Origin of the sequence: Escherichia sp. AM3, assembly GCF_032029835.1 — a bacterium.
Taxonomy (GTDB): Bacteria; Pseudomonadota; Gammaproteobacteria; order Enterobacterales; family Enterobacteriaceae; genus Escherichia; species Escherichia coli.
The window spans coordinates 115,749-138,808 of the sequence record NZ_JAVUPQ010000003.1 but is presented as its reverse complement, the minus strand read 5'-3'; the positions used below and the strand labels follow the sequence as shown (position 1 = coordinate 138,808).

20 protein-coding genes, 1 tRNA gene and 2 pseudogenes are annotated in these 23,060 nt (G+C 52.2%); 15 read left to right on the top strand and 8 right to left on the bottom strand.

The features are described from left to right. Positions 1-34 precede the first annotated feature (34 nt). The 5 genes and pseudogenes from aat to RTW80_RS02845 all read left to right on the top strand — a co-directional run bounded on the left by aat (position 35) and on the right by RTW80_RS02845 (position 1,583). Positions 35-739: a leucyl/phenylalanyl-tRNA--protein transferase gene (gene aat, locus RTW80_RS02855; RefSeq protein ID WP_001241678.1), complete on the top strand. Its 705-nt coding sequence runs from the start codon at positions 35-37 to the stop codon at positions 737-739. Beyond that, positions 740-884: pseudogene (locus RTW80_RS31235) on the top strand (hypothetical protein); the annotation flags it as partial. A 59-nt stretch (positions 885-943) separates the two neighbouring features. Continuing rightward, a pseudogene (locus tag RTW80_RS31230) lies at positions 944-1,096 on the top strand (hypothetical protein); the annotation flags it as partial. Then, entirely contained in the window at positions 1,024-1,242 is a 219-nt protein-coding gene (infA, locus tag RTW80_RS02850; RefSeq protein WP_001040187.1) for a translation initiation factor IF-1, read from the top strand. The pseudogene RTW80_RS31230 and the gene infA, both read left to right, overlap by 73 nt. 253 nt (positions 1,243-1,495) lie before the next feature. Beyond that, a tRNA-Ser gene (locus tag RTW80_RS02845) sits at positions 1,496-1,583 on the top strand. 457 nt (positions 1,584-2,040) lie between these two features. On the opposite strand, the gene clpA is transcribed toward RTW80_RS02845, so the two are convergent. The 3 genes from clpA to yljB form a co-directional block, all read right to left on the bottom strand. Continuing rightward, positions 2,041-4,317 (bottom strand): ATP-dependent Clp protease ATP-binding subunit ClpA, encoded by a 2,277-nt coding sequence (gene clpA, locus RTW80_RS02840; RefSeq protein WP_000934041.1) that lies wholly within the window; start codon positions 4,315-4,317, stop codon positions 2,041-2,043. Between the two features lie 30 nt (positions 4,318-4,347). Continuing rightward, a complete protein-coding gene (gene clpS / locus RTW80_RS02835) occupies positions 4,348-4,668 on the bottom strand; it encodes an ATP-dependent Clp protease adapter ClpS (protein WP_000520781.1) in 321 nt (106 codons plus the stop codon). A 98-nt stretch (positions 4,669-4,766) separates the two neighbouring features. After that, a complete protein-coding gene (gene yljB / locus RTW80_RS02830) occupies positions 4,767-4,841 on the bottom strand; it encodes a protein YljB (RefSeq protein WP_001406719.1) in 75 nt (24 codons plus the stop codon). A 149-nt stretch (positions 4,842-4,990) separates the two neighbouring features. Between yljB and cspD the strand changes: the two genes are divergently transcribed. After that, the gene (cspD, locus tag RTW80_RS02825) at positions 4,991-5,215 is read left to right on the top strand and encodes a cold shock-like protein CspD (RefSeq protein WP_000410785.1); all 225 of its coding nucleotides are present in this window, start codon (positions 4,991-4,993) and stop codon (positions 5,213-5,215) included. A 72-nt stretch (positions 5,216-5,287) separates the two neighbouring features. Here the strand turns inward: cspD and macB are convergent, their stop codons facing one another. Further along, entirely contained in the window at positions 5,288-7,234 is a 1,947-nt protein-coding gene (gene macB, locus RTW80_RS02820) for a macrolide ABC transporter ATP-binding protein/permease MacB (RefSeq protein ID WP_000188180.1), read from the bottom strand. Then, a complete protein-coding gene (macA, locus tag RTW80_RS02815) occupies positions 7,231-8,346 on the bottom strand; it encodes a macrolide transporter subunit MacA (protein ID WP_000746460.1) in 1,116 nt (371 codons plus the stop codon). The genes macB and macA overlap by 4 nt, the downstream gene beginning before the upstream one ends. A 150-nt stretch (positions 8,347-8,496) precedes the next feature. Between macA and RTW80_RS02810 the strand changes: the two genes are divergently transcribed. After that, positions 8,497-9,453 carry a VirK/YbjX family protein gene (locus tag RTW80_RS02810; protein ID WP_001380339.1) on the top strand — a complete coding sequence of 319 codons (957 nt, stop codon included), beginning with the start codon at positions 8,497-8,499 and terminating at the stop codon, positions 9,451-9,453. Here the strand turns inward: RTW80_RS02810 and RTW80_RS02805 are convergent. Then, a complete protein-coding gene (locus tag RTW80_RS02805; protein WP_000599802.1) occupies positions 9,450-11,108 on the bottom strand; it encodes an ATP-dependent endonuclease in 1,659 nt (552 codons plus the stop codon). The two genes, RTW80_RS02810 and RTW80_RS02805, sit on opposite strands and share 4 nt — an antisense overlap. Before the next feature lie 424 nt (positions 11,109-11,532). On the opposite strand from RTW80_RS02805, the gene aqpZ reads away from it, so the two are divergent. The 8 genes from aqpZ (at position 11,533) to RTW80_RS02765 (ending at position 21,840) form a co-directional block, all read left to right on the top strand. Next, complete coding sequence (aqpZ, locus tag RTW80_RS02800; protein ID WP_001298299.1) at positions 11,533-12,228, top strand: aquaporin Z; 696 nt, start codon at positions 11,533-11,535, stop codon at positions 12,226-12,228. A 494-nt stretch (positions 12,229-12,722) separates the two neighbouring features. Then, complete coding sequence (gene lysO, locus RTW80_RS02795) at positions 12,723-13,622, top strand: L-lysine exporter LysO (protein ID WP_001338421.1); 900 nt, start codon at positions 12,723-12,725, stop codon at positions 13,620-13,622. A gap of 143 nt (positions 13,623-13,765) precedes the next feature. Continuing rightward, complete coding sequence (gene hcp, locus RTW80_RS02790) at positions 13,766-15,418, top strand: hydroxylamine reductase (protein WP_000458809.1); 1,653 nt, start codon at positions 13,766-13,768, stop codon at positions 15,416-15,418. A gap of 11 nt (positions 15,419-15,429) precedes the next feature. Then, complete coding sequence (gene hcr / locus RTW80_RS02785) at positions 15,430-16,398, top strand: NADH oxidoreductase (protein ID WP_000178660.1); 969 nt, start codon at positions 15,430-15,432, stop codon at positions 16,396-16,398. 132 nt (positions 16,399-16,530) lie between these two features. After that, entirely contained in the window at positions 16,531-18,249 is a 1,719-nt protein-coding gene (poxB, locus tag RTW80_RS02780; RefSeq protein WP_312718352.1) for a ubiquinone-dependent pyruvate dehydrogenase, read from the top strand. A 36-nt stretch (positions 18,250-18,285) separates the two neighbouring features. Next, positions 18,286-19,287, top strand: a complete 1,002-nt coding sequence (gene ltaE / locus RTW80_RS02775; RefSeq protein WP_000566372.1) for a low-specificity L-threonine aldolase — start codon at positions 18,286-18,288, stop codon at positions 19,285-19,287. Positions 19,288-19,297: 10 nt separating this feature from the next. Further along, positions 19,298-20,728 carry an SDR family oxidoreductase gene (locus RTW80_RS02770; protein WP_001136559.1) on the top strand — a complete coding sequence of 477 codons (1,431 nt, stop codon included), beginning with the start codon at positions 19,298-19,300 and terminating at the stop codon, positions 20,726-20,728. Positions 20,729-20,826: 98 nt separating this feature from the next. Beyond that, entirely contained in the window at positions 20,827-21,840 is a 1,014-nt protein-coding gene (locus RTW80_RS02765; RefSeq protein ID WP_063119401.1) for an NAD-dependent epimerase/dehydratase family protein, read from the top strand. Here RTW80_RS02765 and amiD read toward each other — a convergent pair. Further along, the gene (amiD, locus tag RTW80_RS02760) at positions 21,837-22,667 is read right to left on the bottom strand and encodes an N-acetylmuramoyl-L-alanine amidase AmiD (RefSeq protein ID WP_001255167.1); all 831 of its coding nucleotides are present in this window, start codon (positions 22,665-22,667) and stop codon (positions 21,837-21,839) included. The two genes, RTW80_RS02765 and amiD, sit on opposite strands and share 4 nt — an antisense overlap. Then, on the bottom strand, positions 22,664-22,987 hold the full coding sequence (locus RTW80_RS02755) for a heavy metal-binding domain-containing protein (protein WP_001160737.1): 324 nt from the start codon (positions 22,985-22,987) through the stop codon (positions 22,664-22,666). The genes amiD and RTW80_RS02755 overlap by 4 nt, the downstream gene beginning before the upstream one ends. Between the last annotated feature and the right edge of the window lie 73 nt (positions 22,988-23,060).

The window sequence follows — 23,060 nt, the reverse complement described above, 5'->3', positions numbered from 1 at the left end:
TTGAACGATCCGACTTGCGTGGAGTTTTGCGGTCATGCGCCTGGTTCAGCTTTCTCGCCATTCAATAGCCTTCCCTTCCCCGGAAGGCGCATTACGTGAGCCTAACGGCCTGCTGGCACTTGGGGGCGATCTTAGCCCTGCGCGCCTGTTAATGGCTTACCAGCGTGGTATTTTTCCGTGGTTTTCTCCAGGCGACCCCATCCTCTGGTGGTCGCCCGATCCCCGCGCGGTGCTATGGCCAGAATCACTGCATATCAGCCGTAGTATGAAGCGATTTCATAAACGCTCGCCCTATCGTGTCACGATGAATTACGCTTTTGGTCAGGTCATTGAAGGCTGTGCCAGCGATCGCGAAGAAGGAACCTGGATCACGCGTGGCGTGGTCGAAGCCTACCATCGCCTTCACGAACTCGGTCATGCCCACTCCATTGAAGTCTGGCGTGAAGATGAGCTTGTCGGCGGTATGTACGGCGTGGCCCAGGGAACACTATTTTGTGGCGAGTCCATGTTCAGCCGGATGGAAAATGCGTCTAAAACGGCGCTTCTGGTATTCTGTGAGGAATTTATCGGTCATGGCGGTAAGCTTATCGACTGCCAGGTCCTTAACGATCACACAGCATCGCTTGGTGCCTGCGAAATTCCCCGCCGGGATTACCTTAATTATCTCAATCAAATGCGCCTCGGACGATTGCCGAATAATTTCTGGGTACCACGGTGCTTGTTTTCACCACAAGAATGAATGTTTTCGGCACATTTCTCCCCAGAGTGTTATAATTGCGGTCGCAGAGTTGGTTACGCTCATTACCCCGCTGCCGATAAGGAATTTTTCGCGTCAGGTAACGCCCATCGTTTATCTCACCGCTCCCTTATACGTTGCGCTTTTGGTGCGGCTTAGCCGTGTGTTTTCGGAGTAATGTGCCGAACCTGTTTGTTGCGATTTAGCGCGCAAATCTTTACTTATTTACAGAACTTCGGCATTATCTTGCCGGTTCAAATTACGGTAGTGATACCCCAGAGGATTAGATGGCCAAAGAAGACAATATTGAAATGCAAGGTACCGTTCTTGAAACGTTGCCTAATACCATGTTCCGCGTAGAGTTAGAAAACGGTCACGTGGTTACTGCACACATCTCCGGTAAAATGCGCAAAAACTACATCCGCATCCTGACGGGCGACAAAGTGACTGTTGAACTGACCCCGTACGACCTGAGCAAAGGCCGCATTGTCTTCCGTAGTCGCTGATTGTTTTACCGCCTGATGGGCGAAGAGAAAGAACGAGTAAAAGGTCGGTTTAACCGGCCTTTTTATTTTGTGATATGTATGAAGTACTTTGGAAGTATAAGTCCATAACTTGTCTCGATGTAGATATACTGCACAAGTTGTTTACAGTATGAGCAAACAATAATTATCATTAAAATTCTTCTTGACCGTTTTACTCCAACTCCCTATAGTAGCGCCCCGTTGCCACCCATGAGGTTTGGCAGCAAAACAATTTGGTGAGGTGTCCGAGTGGCTGAAGGAGCACGCCTGGAAAGTGTGTATACGGCAACGTATCGGGGGTTCGAATCCCCCCCTCACCGCCATATTTAAAGAAGAGCTCGTACGAAAGTGCGAGCTTTTTTTTCGCATTTTATCTGTCTGTACGGCAGTGAACATGGTGGGTGGAGTATGTTACCTGTGAATTTCTAAGCTGCCTGTACGGCAGTGAACGCCAACTTTCACAGCCTTTGCAAGATTGTTCCTTTCTAAGCTGCCTGTACGGCAGTGAACGTTCGCTGCAACCGCTAGCCAAGACGGTAGGTTTTTCTAAGCTGCCTGTACGGCAGTGAACTCAAATACTACACGTTTAGCCCGTTGTTAATAAAGCAAAACCATCCCATTCTCCTGCAGCACCCTTTTTTATCCTTACCTTCCCGCAGCACTAATTATCAACAACTTACCATCATCATTAAAAAAAGGGTCTGAACCTCCACCCCATAAATAAAAAGTCCGCAACCTCTTTCGAGATTACGGACTTGACCAACCTACCTGACAATCAGATTAATGCGCTGCTTCCGCCTTGTGCTTTTGTGCACTCTGGAATCCGTAAGTCAGCTCATTTTTCTCTTTATCCAGCGCGACGGTGACCTGACCGCCGTCCACCAGCGAACCAAACAGCAGTTCGTTGGCGAGCGGTTTTTTCAGGTTGTCCTGGATGACACGCGCCATCGGACGTGCGCCCATTGCCCGGTCGTAACCTTTCTCGGCCAGCCAGTTACGCGCTTCCTGGCTCACTTCCAGAGAAACACCTTTCTGATCCAGCTGAACCTGCAACTCGACGATGAATTTATCCACCACCTGATGGATCACGTCGGTTGACAGATGATCAAACCAGATAATGTTGTCGAGACGGTTACGGAATTCCGGTGTAAAGATCTTCTTAATCTCTTCCATCGCATCGGTGCTGTTATCCTGGTGGATAAGACCAATGGATTTACGCTCAGTTTCACGTACCCCGGCGTTGGTGGTCATCACCAGCACCACGTTACGGAAGTCCGCTTTGCGTCCGTTGTTATCGGTCAGCGTACCGTTGTCCATCACCTGCAACAGAATATTGAACACGTCAGGGTGCGCTTTCTCGATTTCGTCCAGCAGCAGAACCGCATGTGGATGCTTGATGACCGCATCAGTCAGCAAACCGCCCTGATCAAAACCAACGTATCCCGGAGGCGCACCAATCAGACGGCTGACGGTATGGCGTTCCATATACTCGGACATATCAAAGCGCAGAAGCTCAATGCCCAACGCTTTCGAAAGCTGTACCGTCACCTCTGTTTTCCCGACCCCGGTAGGACCGGCAAACAGGAACGAACCGACCGGTTTATGTTCGTGACCTAAACCTGCACGCGCCATCTTAATGGCTTCAGTCAGCGCCTCAATGGCTTTATCCTGGCCGAAGACCAGCATTTTCAGGCGATCGCCGAGGTTTTTCAGGGTATCGCGGTCACTCTGAGAAACACTCTTCTCTGGAATGCGTGCAATACGGGCCACCACGGACTCAATATCCGCCACATTAACGGTTTTCTTGCGTTTGCTTACCGGCATCAGACGTGCGCGAGCGCCCGCTTCGTCGATAACATCAATGGCTTTATCCGGCAGATGACGATCGTTAATGTATTTCACCGCCAGCTCTACCGCCGCACGCACCGCTTTTGCGGTATAACGCACGTCGTGGTGCGCTTCATACTTCGGTTTCAGGCCATTGATGATTTGAACAGTTTCTTCGATCGACGGTTCAGTAATATCAATTTTCTGGAAGCGACGCGCCAGAGCACGGTCTTTCTCGAAAATGTTGCTGAACTCCTGATAGGTTGTCGAACCAATTACGCGAATTTTACCGCTGGAGAGCAACGGTTTGATCAGGTTAGCCGCATCGACCTGGCCACCAGACGCTGCACCCGCACCGATAATGGTGTGGATCTCATCAATAAACAGGATGCTGTTAGTGTCCTGCTCCAGCTGCTTGAGCAACGCTTTAAAACGTTTTTCAAAGTCGCCGCGATATTTAGTGCCCGCTAACAGAGAACCGATATCGAGAGAGTAAATTGTACAGTCAGCCATCACTTCCGGCACATCGCCCTGAACAATTCGCCAGGCAAGACCTTCTGCAATCGCGGTTTTACCGACACCAGATTCCCCCACCAGCAGCGGGTTGTTTTTACGGCGACGGCAGAGAACCTGAATAGCACGCTCAAGCTCCTTCTCACGACCAATCAGTGGGTCGATTCCGCCCACGCGCGCAAGCTGATTCAGGTTCGTCGTGAAATTCTCCATACGTTCCTCCCCACCAGCTTGTTCTTCGCTGTTTGGCTGGCTGCCAGGATCAGAAGACTGTGTCGGCTCGTCTTTACGCGTGCCATGAGAGATAAAATTCACCACATCGAGACGGCTGACTTCATGTTTACGCAACAGATATGCCGCCTGCGACTCCTGTTCGCTAAAGATAGCGACCAGAACGTTTGCACCGGTAACCTCATTGCGACCGGAGGACTGGACATGGAAGACCGCACGTTGCAGTACACGCTGAAAACTCAGCGTCGGCTGTGTGTCGCGCTCCTCTTCACTGGCAGGCAGAACGGGTGTGGTTTGTTCAATAAAGGCTTCCAGTTCCTGACGGAGCGCAACCAAATCCACAGAACACGCTTCCAGCGCCTCCCGGGCAGATGGGTTACTGAGCAGCGCCAGTAACAAGTGCTCGACGGTCATAAACTCATGACGGTGCTCGCGCGCTCTGGCGAAAGCCATATTTAAACTGAGTTCCAGTTCTTGATTGAGCATAGGCACCTCCCCCAATTTTTATGCCTGCATTCAGGCTTTTTCTAGCGTACACAGCAATGGATGCTCATTCTCCCTCGCGTACTTGTTCACCATCGCCACTTTGGTTTCTGCAACCTCGGCGGTAAAGACTCCGCAAATGGCCTTCCCCTGGTAGTGAACAGCGAGCATCAATTGCGTTGCACGTTCTACATCATAAGAAAAGAATTTTTGTAACACGTCAATAACAAACTCCATCGGAGTGTAATCATCATTGACTAATATCACTTTATACATAGATGGCGGTTTTAGCGCGTCGCGAACTTTTTCTTCCGCCAGTTGATCAAAGTCCAGCCAGTCGTTCGTTTTACCCATTGTCAGTTATCATCTTCGGTTACGGTTATCGGCAGAACGCCCTGCCGCTGACAAGAGCTTATTTGCCTGACCAATCTACTCCACATGATAGATAACTATCATCTATCGTTGGCATCAGCGACATCTGTCACATTCCTGTCAATAGCGTTAACTGCTTCAAATTTTTGATTCATACCTGCCCCCTGTCCCCTGTCAAATGCTTGACGGCTCGCCCTAATTCTCTAAATTGTATTTCTAGAGTTGGCGAGGTTTTGAACAGCCCCCTCTCTGACCCCGGTTTATTCCATCTTACTTGTATAAGATTTGCGAAGGATGTCGAAGCATGGAAAAGGGTACTGTTAAGTGGTTCAACAATGCCAAAGGGTTTGGTTTCATCTGCCCTGAAGGCGGCGGCGAAGATATTTTCGCTCATTATTCCACCATTCAGATGGATGGTTACAGAACGCTAAAAGCTGGACAATCCGTTCAGTTTGATGTCCACCAGGGGCCAAAAGGCAATCACGCCAGTGTTATTGTGCCCGTCGAAGTAGAAGCGGCAGTCGCATAGCTCTTCTGTCTCATTGTGTACATCCTAAAGGCAAAATGCCAGCCCGATCGGCTGGCATTTTTATCTCAAAAATTACTCTCGTGCCAGAGCATCTACTGGATCCAGTCGTGCCGCATTTCGTGCGGGTAACCAGCCAAATAAAATCCCGGTGACCGTCGAGCAGAGAAACGCCAGCAGCAGCGCCAACGGTGAAAAACCAATCTCCCAGCCGGGTAAGAAAAGCTGCAAGGTGAAAGCAATTAACAGTGACAGTGTTATTCCCAACGCGCCACCGACCAGGCAAACCAGTACGGCTTCGATCAGGAACTGTTGCAAAACATCGCTTGCTCGCGCACCTACAGCCATGCGAATGCCAATTTCCCGCGTCCGCTCGGTCACTGACACCAGCATAATATTCATTACACCAATACCGCCCACCACCAGCGAAATCACCGCCACCAGCGTCAGAAACAGTTGTAAAGTACGTGTGGTCTTTTCAACAGTTTTCAAGACGCCGTCCATGTTCCAGGTAAAGAAATCCTTCTTTCCGTGGCGCAGTGAAAGTAAACGCGTGAGTTGCTGTTCCGCCTCGGCGCTGTCAAATCCTTCTTTCACCCTGACAGTAATGGAGTTAAGCCACGACTGGCCCATAACTCGCCCGGACATCGTGCTGTAAGGTAGCCAGACACGCAGCACTTTACTGCTACCAAACATCGACTGTTTTTCTTCCGCCACACCAATGACTCTGGCGGGCATATTGCCGACCAGAATCACCTCGCCAACCACATCTGCTTTATGGGGGAAAAGCTGGCGGCGAGTATTACTGTCGAGAACCACGACCTGCGCACGACCGTTCAGCTGCTCCTGATTAAAGGTGTTCCCTTCACTGAAGGTCATGCCATAGACATTAAAATAATCGCCGCTCACGCCATTGGCACTGGCAGCAACATCAACATTGTTATAACGCAGGCGCAGGTTTTGCGAGACGGCAGGTGTGGCTGAGGCGACCCACGGTTGTTTTTGGATGGCGATTAAGTCGTCGTACTTCAGCGCCTGTTGATATTGCGGATCGTCATCGCCAAAATCTTTCCCGGGATAGACATCAATAGTATTCGTACCAATAGAACGAATATCCGCCAGCACCATTTGTTTGGCGGCGTCACCCACCACGACAATGGAAACCACCGACGCAATACCGATAATAATCCCCAGCATGGTCAGTAAAGTACGCATTTTATTCGCTGCCAGCGCCCGCCATGCCATCGTCAGCGCCTCGTTAAAACCGCTGACAAACTGCCGCCAGCCAGACACCGTGTTGACAACAGGCTCCGTCCCGCCAGCAACATTCACTTTTTCAATGGCGGGAGGATTGCGCACAATTTCGCCGTCGCGAATTTCGATCACCCGCTCGGCCTGAGCAGCGACCTGCGGATCGTGGGTGACGATAATCACCGTATGCCCGCGATCGCGCAGCTGATGCAGGATCGCCATCACCTCTTCGCCAGAATGGCTGTCCAGTGCGCCGGTTGGTTCATCGGCAAGAATTACCTGACCGCCGTTCATCAATGCCCGCGCGATGCTGACGCGCTGTTGCTGACCACCCGAAAGCTGTGCCGGATAATACTCTGTACGGTCTTCCAGCCCCAGCCGTTGCAGCAACTCCTGGGCGCGAAGCAGCCGCTGTTTCCGCTCAAGACCAGCATAGACGGCGGGAACTTCAACGTTCTGCTCGGCGGTTAAATGCGAAAGCAAATGGTAACGCTGGAAAATAAAGCCGAAATGCTCGCGGCGCAGTTGCGCCAGCGCATCGGCGTCCAGCGTGGCAACATCCTGACCGGCGACGCGATAGGTGCCGCTGGTGGCCTTATCCAGACAGCCGAGAATATTCATCAGGGTCGATTTACCGGAACCCGAAGCGCCAACAATCGCCACCATCTCACCAGCATAAATATCGAGGGTGATGCCCTTCAACACCTCAACCTGCTCATCACCGGCAGGATAGCTGCGACGAATATCCTTTAATTCGAGCAAAGGCGTCATTGTGCAGCTCCTGGTTTGGCCTCACCAATCACCACTTCATCGCCCGCTTCCAGCCCTTTGACAATCTCAACATCGGTATCGTTACGTGCGCCAATCGTCACTTCACGCTCGCGTGTTTCACCATTACGCAACAATTTGACTTTATAACGATTATCGCCAACCGGATCGCCTAACGCCGACAGAGGGATCGTCAGCACATTTTTCACATCGGTGAGCTGAATATGCACTTGCGCAGTCATATCCAGCCGCAGCAAACCATTGGGGTTGGGGACTTCAAAACGGGCGTAATAGAAAATAGCGTCGTTAACCTTTTCCGGCGTCGGTAGTACATCCTTGATTTGCCCCTCGTAGCGCGTCAGTGGATCGCCAAGTACCGTAAACCAGGCTTTTTGCCCCGGCTTCAGGTGGATTACATCCGCTTCAGAAACCTGCGCTTTTACCAGCATGGTGCTCATATCTGCCAGCGTCAGAATGTTCGGTGCTTGTTGTGCGGCAATCACCGTCTGGCCTTGCAGAGTGGTGATTTGCGTGACTTCCCCGGCCATCGGGGCAACGATGCGAGTGTAATCGAGATTGGTTTTAGCCGTATCGAGAGAAGCCTGATTGCGCTTGATTTGCGCGTCAATGGTGCCAATTTGCGCCTGTTTCACAGCCATCTCCGTCGCGGCGGTGTCGAGATCCTGCTGTGAAACCGCCTGCGTTTGTGCCAGACGTTGCTGACGGGAATACGTCACCCGCGCCAGTTTCAGCTCCGCTTCCGCCTGCTGCCGCTGCGCGCGTAGCTCCATCAGCGTTGCTTCGACCTCCTTGATCTGGTTTTCAGCCTGTTCAGGATCAATGACCCCTAAAAGCTGGTCTTTTTTTACTTTATCGCCAATCGCCACCGACAGCGTTTTCAACTGACCGCTGACCTGCGCGCCCACGTCAACCTTACGCAGCGCGTCCAGCTTTCCGGTCGCCAGCACGCTTTGCTGTAAATCACCGGGGCGCACAATCAGTGTCTGATAAGTCGGCACGGGTGCGTTAAGAATTCTCCATAACGTAATCAGTCCGGCGATGACTATCACCAGCGCAATAACGTAACGCTTCTTCACGGTTTTCCGCTTTTTCATAAATATTCTGAATACTCCATATGCCAATCCGGGTCATTAACTTCAACGAAATATCAACAAACCCCTAAAATTTACGTTAGTAATCACACTATTGATGTTTGGTTAAGATACGCAATGGTGAAATCGACGTCATGTATAACCATTGATTTCATGAATATGTCGCAGCTAACTGAACGGACCTTTACGCCATCTGAATCTCTCAGCAGCCTGTCACTTTTTCTTAGTCTGGCACGTGGACAGTGTCGGCCGGGTAAATTCTGGCATCGCCGTAGTTTTCGCCAGAAATTTTTGCTGCGCTCGTTGATTATGCCGCGTTTAAGCGTTGAGTGGATGAACGAACTTTCCCACTGGCCTAATCTCAATGTATTGTTAACGCGCCAGCCGCGACTGCCTGTGCGTCTGCATCGCCCTTACCTTGCGGCGAATCTTAGCCGTAAGCAATTGCTGGAGGCGTTACGTTACCATTATGCGTTACTCCGCGAATGTATGTCGGCGGAAGAATTCAGCTTATATTTGAATACCCCCGGGCTGCAACTGGCGAAGCTGGAAGGCAAAAACGGCGAGCAGTTCACGCTTGAGCTGACCATGATGATCTCAATGGATAAAGAAGGTGACAGCACAATCCTGTTCCGCAACAGCGAAGGTATTCCTCTGGCAGAGATCACGTTTACCCTGTGTGAATATCAGGGGAAAAGAACGATGTTTATTGGCGGACTGCAAGGCGCAAAATGGGAAATTCCACATCAGGAAATCCAGAATGCGACGAAAGCCTGCCACGGGCTATTTCCCAAACGCCTCGTGATGGAAGCGGCCTGTCTGTTTGCCCAACGTTTGCAGGTAGAGCAGATTATTGCCGTCAGCAATGAAACGCATATTTACCGCAGCCTGCGTTATCGCGATAAAGAAGGCAAGATCCACGCTGATTACAACGCTTTCTGGGAATCGGTTGGCGGCGTATGTGATGCTGAACGCCATTACCGCCTTCCAGCACAGATAGCACGAAAAGAGATTGCCGAAATCGCCAGTAAAAAACGGGCTGAATACCGTCGGCGCTATGAGATGCTCGACGCTATTCAGCCACAAATGGCCACGATGTTTCGCGGTTAATCCGCGCGACCGCGCGCCAGCCACAGCACGCGTGAGAACATTTTTTTCAGCAGCGTCGGTACGGAGTCCACACCACGACGTCCTGCCTCCATTGCCACTTCAATGGCAAGATCGGGTTTGGAAGAGCGATGGATCGCTTTCGAGATAATTTTGCGTAGATTCATCGGTACATTTTCCGGGATTTGCGCCATGCGGTGGAACACATCGGAAAATCCCTGGCGATACATAAAATGTTCCATATCCAGCGCCGGTAACGCCGTTAAATGTTCTCGTTCGGCTTCCCGATCGTTATTCAACAGGCTGCGTACCGTAGCGGCATATTTCTTCCCTGCTTCATCGCCATCGACCAGTACATGCCATTCAATCCCCATTCGGCGGGCAAATTTAACCAGTGGCTTTAGCCCGGACTGGGCAAACTCAATGACCTTGATCCCTTCGGCATCAAAATGATGTCCGCACTGACGCGCCAGTTCATTGATAACCCAGGTTTCCGTTTCCCCTTCCACCAGCAACCAGCAGCGTGCAAACAGCGATGACGGACGGTTAAAACGAATGTGAAAGGATATGCGTCGGCTATCTTCGGTACTCAAGCCACTCGGCCCCAGACGCCAGGCGGCAACGCGCGAGGACTCACGTACCAGTCGGCAAACATGCTCTACCGGCGTTAACGAAAGCAACTCACCCGAGTTGGTGGTGGCAATGCGCTGCAATGGCAGAAGATTCAACAGATGCCAGGCAACTGAAAGCATAATGGGGTGTAAACGGGTTTCTGGATCTTCGATCAGCAACAATGGACGGGCGTCTTTATCCAGTCGCAATGTGCCTTTTGCCTGCAACAAAGTAGCAAACAGGCCGAGCAAAATAACCCGATACGAGCGCCCACCAGGTCGGTCAATCATCCGGTTGATGATATCCAGATAGCGCCAGCTTCGTTGCTCATTGCTGGCTCGCCGCCGCATTAAACGATATCGCGCCTGTCCGGCCCCCTGCTCAGAGAAATAATGCTCAAGCAGCTGTACCATTGCGGAAAGTCCCTGACGAATCTGCCCATCAGAGAGATTTTGCGGATGTGAGGATAACTCACGGGCGAGGAAATCGAGCTGGCGCGCGGTGACTTCCACATTAGGGACATTTGGCACCGTGCCGTTACGAATACGGCGCATAAAACGGGCATCACGCAAGCGCAGCACCGGCATTAAACGCACCAGATGGCGTGCCTGATCGTTAATATCCTCGACATCAATCGGATGTCCGTCTTTATCGAGAAAACTGCGCAGTGTCATCACGCTGCCGTCTTCCGCACTCTCCCCTTCCAGACGATAAAAAATACGGTGATAGCCATCGGTGCATGGCGTCCAGCACGCTTCCAGCGGCCGATAACGGCGAACCCGATGTCGGCCTGGCAGCGATTCGCGGAAGGTCAAAATAATATGCAGATGATGTTCTCGCCCGTTGATATCTCCCGGCGGGAACCAGAAATCGTCGCGCTCAAAATGGTAGAGATCTGATTCTGGCGATAGCAGCAGAGTTAAGGCGTCCAGCAAGCTGGATTTACCCCACGCGTTCTCCCCAATCAGGACGTTGTTTTGTTCCAGCATCAACGACAAACGGTTGATACCGCGAAAACCCACAATTTCAACGCGCTCAAGAATCATATCCCCTCCAGAAATATGTGACTTATCCTTTACGCTGGCAGTATAACGGGAAAGGCCTTGCTAATACGTGATGACATCACATTTAAGCATGGCAAATGTCTGAAAAATGAGCGAATAATCGCGTTATACTCCCTCTTGCTGATAAGTCTGCAAAAACAACAAAATCAAATAATTAGCATGATAAATTATTTTTTATTACGCCTAAAGGATTAAATCTTTTGCTTGCACTACACTGTCAATCAGACAAACGACTATATGGGGCAACCCGCTGTTGCCCTAAATCAAATTTACTGGATTTATTTATCTGGTGAATGACTCGCCTTCGTTTTTAAAATAGCCGCGCATTATTTCCGTCGTCACTTTTTACGACGGCCCTATAAAACGACCATATTTTTCACAGGGTCAATTTTTAATTGAGGTGGATATGTTCAGAAAATTAGCAGCTGAATGTTTTGGTACTTTCTGGCTTGTTTTTGGTGGCTGTGGTAGTGCTGTACTGGCCGCAGGCTTCCCGGAATTAGGCATTGGTTTTGCCGGCGTGGCGTTGGCGTTCGGTCTGACCGTTCTGACGATGGCCTTTGCTGTTGGTCATATTTCTGGTGGTCATTTTAACCCGGCGGTCACTATTGGTTTATGGGCTGGCGGACGTTTTCCGGCAAAAGAAGTCGTTGGCTACGTAATTGCCCAGGTTGTCGGCGGTATTGTTGCGGCAGCGCTGCTGTATTTAATTGCCAGTGGTAAAACGGGTTTTGACGCGGCAGCCAGCGGTTTTGCTTCTAACGGTTATGGCGAGCATTCACCAGGCGGTTATTCCATGCTTTCCGCGCTGGTAGTTGAACTGGTATTGAGTGCAGGTTTCCTGTTGGTGATCCACGGCGCAACCGACAAATTCGCTCCGGCAGGTTTTGCGCCGATCGCTATTGGTCTGGCCTTAACCCTGATTCACTTAATCAGTATTCCGGTGACTAACACTTCTGTTAACCCGGCGCGCAGCACCGCGGTTGCTATCTTCCAGGGCGGCTGGGCATTAGAACAACTGTGGTTCTTCTGGGTGGTGCCAATTGTCGGCGGCATTATCGGTGGTCTGATTTACCGGACCCTGCTGGAAAAGCGTGATTAATTAACGCAGAAGGCCTGGCGTAATGTCAGGCCTTTTTTTAAGATGTTGTTATATGTTGATTCATCATCTTGTTGCGCTCCTTTCATGAGCTAAGCCACATATTGCCACTGGCGCAAGGAGCGCGCAGGGGGCGGCCAATCGCCGCCGCCCCCTGCACCCCCGGGCTCTGGCGAACAAAATCGCCGCTGCGCGGTGCCCTCGACTTATCCCTTACGGCTACCGGGTCGGGCGCGAGGTAACATCCCTGTAAAACGCGCCCTCAGCCCACATCCATGTGGGCTGCCCCGGCCTTCAGGGAACGCCTCGGCGATTTTGACGCCACCAACATCGGTGCAGTTTGTAATTAAAGCGCAAGAATATCTTTAAATGAAAACGAATACTCTACTGCTCCTTATGCATAACATTTCCTTTTAATTGCAACTTTACTCGTCCTTCCGCTTTCAGTAGTGTGTCATCGCGCATTTCGACTTCATCTTTGCAAGGACTGGGTTTTCATGTTTTCTGGGCTGTTAATCATTCTGGTTCCCCTGATTGTGGGTTACCTCATTCCGCTTCGCCAAAAAGCTGCATTAAAAGTTATTAATCAGCTATTAAGCTGGATGGTTTACCTTATTCTCTTTTTTATGGGTATCAGTCTGGCGTTTCTCGATAACCTCGCCAGTAACCTGTTGGCGATTCTGCATTATTCTGCTGTCAGTATTACCGTTATTTTACTATGTAATATTGCCGCCCTGATGTGGCTGGAGCGAGGCCTGCCATGGCGCAATCACCATCAGCAAGAAAAACTCCCGTCGCGTATTGCGATGGCGCTGGAGTCGCTAAAACTGTGCGGCGTAGTAGTGATTGGTTTTGCCATTGGTCTGAGTGGACTGGCTTTCTTACAACACGCGACCGAAGCCAGCGAATACACGTTAATTCTGCTACTTTTCCTCGTCGGTATTCAGTTGCGCAATAATGGCATGACCTTAAAGCAGATTGTCCTTAATCGCCGGGGAATGATTGTCGCCGTGGTGGTGGTTGCCAGTTCATTAATTGGTGGTTTAATTAACGCCTTTATTCTTGATCTCCCCATCAATACCGCGCTGGCAATGGCCTCCGGTTTCGGCTGGTATTCTCTTTCCGGTATTTTATTGACCGAATCTTTTGGCCCGGTAATCGGGAGCGCGGCGTTTTTTAATGATCTGGCCCGTGAACTGATTGCTATTATGTTGATCCCTGGGCTGATTCGCCGCAGCCGCTCTACTGCACTGGGCTTATGCGGTGCCACATCAATGGATTTCACCCTGCCCGTTCTTCAACGTACTGGCGGGCTGGATATGGTCCCGGCGGCAATTGTTCACGGTTTTATTCTTAGCCTGTTAGTGCCGATCCTCATCGCCTTTTTCTCTGCGTAATACCTCTCTGGCGGTAGATCCCTGCCGCCAAAATTGCGCTAAATCAATCTCCCTTAAAGTTGCATGAAAAATCCCTTTTATCCCCGCGTTAAGCGTCTTAACCTTAAACATGTATATTAAATATAACTTTAAAAGGTGTGATCATGTTTTGTGTGCAATGTGAACAAACTATCCGTACTCCGGCAGGAAACGGCTGCTCATACGCGCAGGGGATGTGTGGTAAAACGGCGGAAACTTCTGACCTTCAGGATTTACTCATCGCGGCGCTGCAAGGGCTTTCTGCCTGGGCGGTAAAAGCGCGTGAATACGGCATCATCAACCACGATGTTGACAGCTTCGCGCCACGTGCCTTTTTCTCAACCCTGACCAACGTTAACTTCGATTCTCCGCGTATTGTCGGCTACGCTCGTGAAGCGATTGCCCTGCGCGAGGCGCTGAAAGCGCAATGCCTGGCTGTAGATGCCAACGCGCGCGTCGATAACCCGATGGCTGACCTGCAACTGGTGAGCGACGATCTCGGCGAGCTGCAACGTCAGGCAGCAGAATTTACCCCTAACAAAGATAAAGCGGCGATTGGCGAAAACATTCTCGGCCTGCGTCTGCTGTGCCTGTATGGCCTGAAAGGTGCGGCGGCCTATATGGAACACGCGCATGTTCTCGGTCAATACGACAACGATATTTATGCCCAGTATCATAAAATCATGGCGTGGCTGGGGACCTGGCCTGCCGATATGAACGCGCTTCTTGAGTGTTCAATGGAAATCGGCCAGATGAACTTCAAAGTGATGAGCATTCTGGATGCAGGCGAAACCGGTAAATACGGTCACCCGACGCCAACCCAGGTCAACGTCAAAGCGACGGCGGGTAAATGCATCCTGATTTCCGGTCACGATCTCAAAGATCTCTACAACCTGCTGGAACAGACCGAAGGCACGGGCGTTAATGTCTACACCCACGGCGAAATGCTGCCTGCGCATGGCTACCCGGAGCTGCGTAAATTCAAGCATCTGGTCGGTAACTACGGCAGCGGCTGGCAGAATCAGCAAGTGGAGTTCGCTCGTTTCCCTGGCCCCATCGTGATGACCTCGAACTGCATCATCGACCCAACCGTAGGCGCTTATGACGATCGTATCTGGACCCGCAGCATTGTTGGCTGGCCTGGCGTGCGTCATCTGGACGGTGATGATTTCTCTGCGGTTATCACCCAGGCGCAACAGATGGCAGGCTTCCCGTACAGCGAAATTCCGCACCTTATCACCGTGGGTTTTGGTCGCCAGACGCTGCTTGGCGCTGCTGATACGCTGATTGATCTGGTGAGCCGTGAAAAACTGCGTCATATCTTCCTGCTTGGTGGCTGTGACGGCGCACGCGGCGAGCGCCACTACTTCACCGATTTCGCCACCAGCGTGCCGGATGACTGCCTGATCCTGACCCTCGCCTGTGGTAAATATCGCTTTAACAAACTTGAGTTTGGCGATATCGAAGGTCTGCCGCGTCTGGTAGATGCAGGTCAATGTAACGATGCTTACTCAGCGATTATTCTGGCTGTCACTCTGGCAGAGAAACTGGGCTGTGGTGTGAACGATCTGCCGCTGTCGCTGGTGCTCTCCTGGTTTGAACAGAAAGCGATCGTCATTCTGCTGACGCTGCTTTCTCTGGGCGTGAAAAATATCGTCACCGGCCCGACTGCACCTGGTTTCCTGACACCAGACCTGCTGGCGGTGCTGAACGAGAAATTCGGCCTGCGTTCTATCACCACTGTTGAAGAAGACATGAAGCAACTGTTGAGCGCGTAAGGAGTTTGTCGATGACGATGCCAACGAATCAATGCCCGTGGCGGATGCAGGTTCATCACATTACGCAAGAAACGCCGGATGTGTGGACGATTTCCCTGATTTGCCACGATTACTACCCATATCGCGCCGGGCAATATGCACTGGTCAGCGTGCGAAACTCAGCGGAAACGCTGCGTGCTTACACCATTTCCTCCACGCCAGGCGTGAGTGAATATATCACCCTGACCGTGCGGCGGATTGATGACGGTGTCGGCTCCCAGTGGCTGACGCGCGATGTAAAACGCGGTGATTATCTCTGGCTTTCGGACGCGATGGGGGAATTTACCTGCGACGATAAAGCAGAAGATAAATTCCTGTTGCTGGCGGCAGGCTGCGGCGTCACGCCGATTATGTCGATGCGTCGCTGGCTGGCGAAGAACTGTCCACAGGCCGATGTACAGGTGATCTACAACGTGCGTACGCCGCAGGATGTTATTTTCGCCGATGAGTGGCGTAACTATCCGGTAACGCTGGTGGCAGAAAATAACGTTACCGAAGGCTTTATCGCTGGTCGTCTCACTCGCGAACTGCTGGCAGGTGTACCTGACTTAGCTTCACGTACCGTGATGACCTGCGGCCCGGCTCCGTATATGGATTGGGTAGAGCAGGAAGTGAAAGCGCTCGGCGTGACGCGTTTCTTTAAAGAGAAATTCTTCACCCCAGTAGCAGAAGCGGCGACCAGCGGTCTGAAATTCACCAAACTGCAACCGGCACGAGAATTTTACGCCCCGGTTGGCACCACGCTACTGGAGGCGCTGGAAAGCAATAACGTTCCGGTTGTCGCTGCCTGCCGTGCGGGTGTTTGCGGCTGCTGTAAGACAAAAGTGGTTTCCGGTGAATATACGGTGAGCAGCACAATGACGCTGACCGACGCCGAAATCGCTGAAGGTTACGTACTGGCCTGCTCCTGCCATCCGCAGGGGGATTTGGTTCTCGCATAATCGCCTTATGCCCGATGATATTCCTTTCATCGGGCTATTTAACCGTTAGTGCCTCCTTTCTCTCCCATCCCTTCCCCCTCCGTCAGATGAACTAAACTTGTTACCGTTATCACATTCAGGAGATGGAGAACCATGAAACAAACGGTTGCAGCTTATATCGCCAAAACACTCGAATCGGCAGGGGTGAAACGCATCTGGGGAGTCACAGGCGACTCTCTGAACGGTCTTAGTGACAGTCTTAATCGCATGGGCACCATCGAGTGGATGTCCACCCGCCACGAAGAAGTGGCGGCCTTTGCCGCTGGCGCTGAAGCACAACTTAGCGGAGAACTGGCGGTCTGTGCCGGATCGTGCGGCCCCGGCAACCTGCACTTAATCAACGGCCTGTTCGATTGCCACCGCAATCACGTTCCGGTACTGGCGATTGCCGCTCATATTCCCTCCAGCGAAATTGGCAGCGGCTATTTCCAGGAAACCCACCCACAAGAGCTATTCCGCGAATGTAGTCACTATTGCGAGCTGGTTTCCAGCCCGGAGCAGATCCCACAAGTGCTGGCAATTGCTATGCGCAAAGCAGTGCTTAACCGTGGCGTTTCCGTTGTTGTGTTACCGGGTGACGTGGCGTTAAAACCTGCGCCAGAAGGAGCAACTACCCACTGGTATCATGCGCCACAGCCAGTTGTGACGCCGGAAGAAGAAGAGTTACGCAAACTGGCGCAACTGCTGCGTTATTCCAGCAATATCGCCCTGATGTGTGGCAGCGGCTGCGCGGGGGCGCATAAAGAGTTAGTTGAGTTTGCCGGGAAAATTAAAGCACCTATTGTTCATGCCCTGCGCGGTAAAGAACATGTCGAATACGATAATCCGTATGATGTTGGAATGACCGGGTTAATCGGCTTCTCGTCAGGTTTTCACACTATGATGAATGCCGATACGTTAGTGCTGCTCGGCACGCAATTTCCCTACCGCGCCTTCTACCCGACCGATGCCAAAATCATTCAGATTGATATCAATCCAGCCAGCATCGGCGCGCATAGCAAGGTAGATATGGCGCTGGTCGGCGATATCAAATCAACCCTGCGTGCATTGCTGCCACTGGTGGAAGAAAAAGCCGATCGCAAATTTCTGGATAAAGCGCTGGAAGATTACCGCGATGCCCGCAAAGGGCTGGACGATTTAGCTAAACCGAGCGAGAAAGCCATTCACCCGCAATATCTGGCGCAGCAAATTAGTCATTTTGCCGCCGATGACGCAATCTTTACCTGTGACGTCGGCACGCCAACAGTATGGGCAGCGCGTTATCTACAAATGAACGGCAAGCGTCGCCTGTTAGGTTCGTTTAACCACGGTTCGATGGCTAACGCCATGCCGCAGGCGCTGGGTGCGCAGGCGACAGAGCCAGAACGTCAGGTGGTCGCCATGTGCGGCGATGGCGGTTTTAGCATGTTGATGGGCGATTTCCTCTCAGTAGTGCAGATGAAACTGCCAGTGAAAATTGTCGTCTTTAACAACAGCGTGCTGGGCTTTGTGGCGATGGAGATGAAAGCTGGTGGCTATTTGACTGACGGCACCGAACTACACGACACAAACTTTGCCCGCATTGCCGAAGCGTGCGGCATTACGGGTATCCGTGTAGAAAAAGCGTCTGAAGTTGATGAAGCCCTGCAACGCGCCTTCTCCATCGACGGTCCGGTGCTGGTGGATGTGGTGGTCGCCAAAGAAGAGTTAGCCATTCCACCGCAGATCAAACTCGAACAGGCCAAAGGATTTAGCTTGTATATGTTGCGCGCAATCATCAGCGGACGCGGCGATGAAGTGATCGAACTGGCGAAAACGAACTGGCTAAGGTAAAAAGGGTGGCATTTCCCGTCATAATAAGGACATGCCATGATTGATTTACGCAGTGATACCGTTACCCGACCGAGCCGCGCCATGCTCGAAGCGATGATGGCCGCCCCGGTTGGGGACGACGTTTACGGAGACGACCCTACCGTTAATGCTCTGCAGGACTATGCAGCAGAGCTTTCCGGTAAAGAAGCCGCCATTTTTCTGCCTACCGGCACTCAGGCCAACCTGGTCGCTCTGCTCAGTCACTGCGAACGTGGCGAAGAGTATATTGTCGGTCAGGCCGCGCATAACTATCTGTTTGAAGCCGGTGGCGCAGCGGTGCTGGGCAGTATTCAGCCGCAACCCATCGACGCGGCTGCCGACGGCACGCTACCGCTGGATAAAGTGGCGATGAAAATCAAACCCGACGATATCCATTTCGCCCGCACCAAATTACTCAGTCTGGAAAACACCCACAACGGCAAAGTGCTGCCGCGTGAATACCTGAAAGAAGCATGGGAATTTACCCGCGAGCGCAATCTGGCGCTGCATGTTGACGGTGCGCGCATCTTTAATGCCGTGGTGGCTTACGGCTGCGAACTGAAAGAGATCACGCAATATTGTGATTCGTTCACCATTTGCCTGTCGAAAGGTCTTGGGACGCCAGTCGGTTCATTACTCGTCGGTAATCGTGATTACATTAAACGTGCCATCCGCTGGCGGAAAATGGCCGGTGGCGGGATGCGTCAGTCCGGGATTCTGGCTGCCGCCGGGATGTATGCCCTGAAAAATAACGTCGCACGGTTGCAGGAAGATCACGACAACGCCGCCTGGATGGCGGAGCAACTGCGTGAAGCAGGCGCGGATGTGATGCGTCAGGACACTAATATGCTGTTTGTTCGCGTCGGGGAAGAAAATGCTGCCGCGTTAGGCGAATACATGAAAGCGAGAAACGTGCTGATTAACGCCTCGCCGATTGTCCGCCTGGTGACGCATCTTGACGTCTCGCGCGAACAACTGGCGGAAGTCGCCGCCCACTGGCGCGCATTCCTGGCGCGTTAAGGAGAGAGACGTGCCGCAACGCATTTTAGTTCTCGGTGCCAGTGGCTACATTGGTCAGCATCTGGTGCGCACACTCAGCCAGCAAGGGCATCAGATCCTGGCGGCGGCACGTCATGTCGACAGGCTTGCAAAGCTGCAACTGGCAAACGTCAGTTGCCATAAAGTCGATCTCAGCTGGCCGGATAACCTTCCGGCCCTGTTGCAGGATATCGATACCGTCTATTTTCTGGTGCACAGCATGGGCGAAGGCGGCGATTTTATCGCTCAGGAGCGCCAGGTGGCTCTCAACGTCCGCGATGCGCTACGTGAAGTACCAGTTAAGCAATTAATCTTTCTCAGTTCGTTGCAGGCCCCGCCACATGAGCAGTCGGATCATCTGCGTGCTCGTCAGGCTACGGCGGACATTCTTCGTGAAGCGAATGTACCTGTGACCGAACTTCGGGCCGGAATTATCGTTGGCGCAGGTTCAGCGGCGTTCGAAGTCATGCGCGATATGGTCTACAACCTGCCAGTGTTAACGCCGCCACGCTGGGTACGTTCACGCACCACGCCCATCGCGCTGGAAAACTTGCTGCACTATCTGGTGGCGTTGTTAGATCATCCGGCCAGCGAACACCGCATCTTCGAAGCCGCCGGACCAGAGGTGCTCAGTTATCAGCAACAGTTTGAACATTTTATGGCGGTGAGCGGTAAGCGCCGCTGGTTGATCCCCATCCCCCTCCCCACCCGCTGGATTTCGGTGTGGTTTCTCAATGTGATTACTTCCGTACCGCCCACCACCGCCAGGGCGTTGATTCAGGGGCTGAAACACGATCTGCTGGCGGATGATACCGCGCTACGTGCACTCATCCCACAACGGCTGATCGCTTTCGATGACGCGGTACGTAGCACGTTGAAAGAGGAAGAAAAACTGGTCAACTCCAGCGACTGGGGCTACGACGCTCAGGCCTTTGCCCGCTGGCGACCGGAGTACGGTTATTTCGCCAAACAGGCGGGGTTTACCGTTAAAACGTCCGCCAGCCTTGCGGCTTTATGGCAGGTGGTGAACCAAATCGGCGGTAAAGAGCGTTATTTCTTTGGCAATATTTTGTGGCAGACACGGGCGTTGATGGACCGCGCGATCGGTCATAAGCTGGCGAAAGGCCGCCCGGAGCGCGAATATTTACAGACCGGCGATGCGGTGGATAGCTGGAAAGTGATTGTCGTTGAACCGAAAAAGCAACTTACGTTGTTATTTGGCATGAAAGCGCCGGGGCTGGGACGACTGTGTTTTACCCTGGAAGATAAAGGTGACTATCGTACTATTGATGTCCGCGCTTTCTGGCATCCGCACGGTATGCCGGGGCTGTTTTACTGGTTATTGATGATCCCCGCGCATCTGTTTATTTTTCGCGGAATGGCAAAACAAATCGCCAGACTGGCAGAACAAAGCACAGATTAATCGACAAAACCTGCGTTATTCTTTCATGTTTCCCATTGCATCATGGGGGAAATCACGGAAGAATGCGCACGTCATTTTCTCAACAACAGTGGATTGATATGAAGGTACTGGTTACCGGCGCCACCAGCGGCTTAGGTCGAAACGCGGTAGAGTTTTTATGCCAGAAAGGCATCAGCGTGCGAGCGACCGGTCGCAACGAGGCAATGGGCAAATTGCTGGAAAAAATGGGCGCAGAGTTTGTTCCGGCGGATCTGACCGAGCTGGTTTCATCACAAGCTAAAGTGATGCTCGCGGGCATTGATACGCTGTGGCACTGCTCCAGCTTTACCTCACCCTGGGGGACACAACAGGCTTTCGATCTGGCTAACGTTCGCGCCACTCGCCGCCTGGGTGAATGGGCTGTCGCCTGGGGTGTGCGTGACTTTATTCATATCTCTTCCCCCTCCCTGTACTTCGATTATCACCACCATCGCGATATTAAAGAAGATTTTCGCCCTCACCGCTTCGCCAACGAGTTTGCCCGCAGCAAAGCAGCCAGCGAAGAAGTGATCAATATGCTTTCGCAGGCGAATCCACAAACGCGCTTTACTATTCTGCGCCCACAAAGTCTGTTCGGACCGCACGATAAAGTCTTTATTCCCCGTCTGGCGCATATGATGCACCACTACGGCAGTATTCTGTTACCGCATGGCGGCAGTGCGCTGGTCGATATGACCTACTATGAAAATGCCGTGCACGCAATGTGGCTGGCAAGCCAGGAAGCCTGCGATAAGCTACCTTCCGGGCGTGTGTACAACATCACCAACGGCGAGCATCGCACACTGCGCAGCATCGTGCAGAAGCTGATCGACGAGTTGAATATTGACTGTCGTATTCGTTCCGTCCCCTACCCGATGCTGGATATGATCGCCCGCAGCATGGAGCGTTTAGGCCGCAAGTCAGCAAAAGAGCCGCCGCTGACCCACTACGGCGTCTCCAAGTTGAATTTTGACTTTACGCTGGATATTACGCGTGCGCAGGAAGAGTTAGGTTATCAGCCGGTCATCACCCTGGATGAAGGTATCGAGAAAACTGCCGCCTGGCTACGCGACCACGGAAAACTGCCGCGCTAATCCTGCCCGTATTTCTCCAGCAATGCTTCGGCAATCGCCTGAGTTTCTGCATCCGCTTCGCCGTTATATAACGTCGGGCGGAAATGCATCTGGAATGCCATAATCACGCGCCGCTGCTCGCGCGGTGTCATATCAGGTTTAACGTCATAACCGTAGCGCGCCAAAAGCTCCAGCAATGACGCGGTATCTACCGGTGTGTGCGGCGCGCGCCCGGCAAGGTAAAAGTTAACCCGCTGCGCATCCGGCCAGGCACCAATCCCCTGCTGCGCCAGTTGCTGCCAGGGAAATAATGGCCCCGGATCGTCTTTGCGCTGCGGTGCGATATCCGCATGTGCCACTACGTTTTCCGGCTTGATGTGATAACGGGCAATAATATCTTTCGCCAGTGGAATAAGCGCCTGAATCTGTGCCGGTTCAAACGGGGCAAAATATTTCACTCCGGCCGATTTTTGCCAGCCACGGTTTTCCAGCTCAATGCCAATAGAGGTGTCGTTAAGGCGCGTTGCCCCGCGCCAGGCGCTAATCCCCGCATGCCAGGCCAGTTCTTGTTCCGGCACCAGTTGCCAGATGCGCGGTTTACCGTTGTATCGCGGTGGTACCGCAGGGACCAGATAATGCGAGCTGACCTGCTTATCGGTCAGTGTCGCCAGCGAGCTATCAAAATCATCTGCGGTGTAGTGGATCACCAGCACTTTAATGCGCGGATACGCCGCCTGCGCCTGGCGTCGGGTATCAAGCTGATATCCCTCTTTCTCGACAATGCCTTTTTCGCCTGCACACCCTGCCAATAACAGAGCGGCAGCGACCAGCCAGAAGACTCTTCTCATCGACGCGTTTTCACCGCCGTACCGCTGACGCTAACCATCAGCATACTGCCGTTTTGCCCGACCGTTTCGTAGTCGATATCAATACCGACGACGGCATCGGCCCCCAGCGCCCGCGCCTGGGAGCCTAATTCCTCAAAGGCGATCTCCCGTGCTTTACGCAGTTCTTTTTCATACGCACCGGAACGTCCGCCAACGATATCGCGGATACCGGCAAAGAAATCACGGAAAATATTGGCACCTAAAATCGCTTCGCCGGTCACCACACCGCAATATTCAACGATGGTCTGGCCTTCCAGAGTTGGGGTTGTAGAAAATTGCATGATCGATCTCCTTGTTTGCTAAGCCTTCGATCTCAAAAGCATTATCAGACTGATACGCTATTATTGAAAGGAT